Below are 1261 nucleotides of genomic sequence, written 5' to 3' on the forward strand. Positions count from 1 at the left end.
GTGTAGCTCAATGGTAGAGTTCCGGCCTTCCAAGCCGGCTGTGAGGGTTCGATCCCCTTCACCCGCTCCAGAATAAATATGGGACTATAGCTCAGCTGGGAGAGCACCTGCCTTACAAGCAGGGGGTCACAGGTTCGAGCCCTGTTAGTCCCACCAATTGCGGCCTGGTAGTTCAGCTGGTTAGAATGCCAGCCTGTCACGCTGGAGGTCGAGGGTTCGAGTCCCTTCCAGGTCGCCAAAATAATTAAATACGCGGGAATATGGCTCAGTTGGTAGAGCAATTGACTGTTAATCAATGGGTCACAGGTTCGAGTCCTGTTATTCCCGCCAACTTAATTAAAAATGAATAAACTAATAATGTGGGAATATGGCTCAGTTGGTAGAGCAATTGACTGTTAATCAATGGGTCACAGGTTCGAGTCCTGTTATTCCCGCCAATATGCTAGTGTGGCTCAACGGTAGAGCAGCTGACTTGTAATCAGCAGGTTGTAGGTTCGATTCCTATCACTAGCTCCAACGTGGAGGATTTCCCGAGCGGCCAAAGGGGGCAGACTGTAAATCTGTTGTCACTGACTTCGGTGGTTCGAATCCACCATCCTCCACCAACTTAATAATTTGCGCGGATGTGGCGGAATTGGCAGACGCACCAGACTTAGGATCTGGCGCCTATGGCGTGGGGGTTCGACTCCCTTCATCCGCACCAAATTTAAAAAAATGTGGGTGCATAGCTCAGCTGGATAGAGCAACGCCCTTCTAAGGCGTGTGTCCGGGGTTCGAATCCCTGTGCGCTCACCACATTCATAGGGGATTCGCCAAGTCGGTAAGGCATAGCACTTTGACTGCTACATGCGTAGGTTCGAGTCCTGCATCCCCTGCCAAGTAAATAGAATGATCCATTAGCTCAGTCGGTAGAGCACCTGACTTTTAATCAGGGTGTCCCGCGTTCGAGTCGCGGATGGATCACCAATGGAGAGGTGTCCGAGTGGTTTAAGGAGCTGGTCTTGAAAACCAGTGATTCCGAAAGGGACCGTGGGTTCGAATCCCACCCTCTCCGCCAAATGCCCAGATAGCTCAGTCGGTAGAGCAGGGGACTGAAAATCCCCGTGTCGGTGGTTCGATTCCGCCTCTGGGCACCAAATATATGGCGGTATAGCTTAGTTGGCTAGAGCGTTCGGTTCATACCCGAAAGGTCACAGGTTCGACTCCTGTTACCGCTACCAATATAAAAACAAATGTGGACCTTTAGCTCAGTTGGTTAGAG

At 50.9% G+C, this 1261-nt stretch carries 13 tRNA genes; all 13 read left to right on the forward strand.

The features are described 5' to 3' along the window. The first annotated feature begins 80 nt into the window (after positions 1-80). The 13 genes from VN21_RS07715 (at position 81) to VN21_RS07775 (ending at position 1220) form a co-directional block, all read left to right on the forward strand. A tRNA-Val gene (locus tag VN21_RS07715) sits at positions 81-156 on the forward strand. Positions 157-161: 5 nt separating this feature from the next. Next, positions 162-238, forward strand: a tRNA-Asp gene (locus VN21_RS07720). Positions 239-254: 16 nt separating this feature from the next. After that, positions 255-330, forward strand: a tRNA-Asn gene (locus tag VN21_RS07725). A gap of 31 nt (positions 331-361) precedes the next feature. Further along, positions 362-437: transfer RNA gene (locus VN21_RS07730), tRNA-Asn, on the forward strand. A 4-nt stretch (positions 438-441) separates the two neighbouring features. After that, a tRNA-Thr gene (locus VN21_RS07735) sits at positions 442-516 on the forward strand. Between the two features lie 4 nt (positions 517-520). Further along, positions 521-605: transfer RNA gene (locus VN21_RS07740), tRNA-Tyr, on the forward strand. Between the two features lie 14 nt (positions 606-619). Continuing rightward, a tRNA-Leu gene (locus VN21_RS07745) sits at positions 620-703 on the forward strand. A 15-nt stretch (positions 704-718) separates the two neighbouring features. Then, positions 719-795 (forward strand) — tRNA-Arg (locus tag VN21_RS07750). 7 nt (positions 796-802) lie between these two features. Next, a tRNA-Gln gene (locus VN21_RS07755) sits at positions 803-878 on the forward strand. A gap of 12 nt (positions 879-890) precedes the next feature. Then, a tRNA-Lys gene (locus VN21_RS07760) sits at positions 891-966 on the forward strand. Positions 967-968: 2 nt separating this feature from the next. After that, positions 969-1057: transfer RNA gene (locus VN21_RS07765), tRNA-Ser, on the forward strand. Between the two features lie 3 nt (positions 1058-1060). After that, positions 1061-1136: transfer RNA gene (locus VN21_RS07770), tRNA-Phe, on the forward strand. Between the two features lie 7 nt (positions 1137-1143). Then, positions 1144-1220, forward strand: a tRNA-Met gene (locus tag VN21_RS07775). Positions 1221-1261 lie beyond the last annotated feature (41 nt).

Origin of the sequence: Paraclostridium benzoelyticum, from assembly GCF_001006285.1 — a bacterium.
In the GTDB taxonomy this organism is placed as follows: domain Bacteria; phylum Bacillota; class Clostridia; order Peptostreptococcales; family Peptostreptococcaceae; genus Paraclostridium; species Paraclostridium benzoelyticum.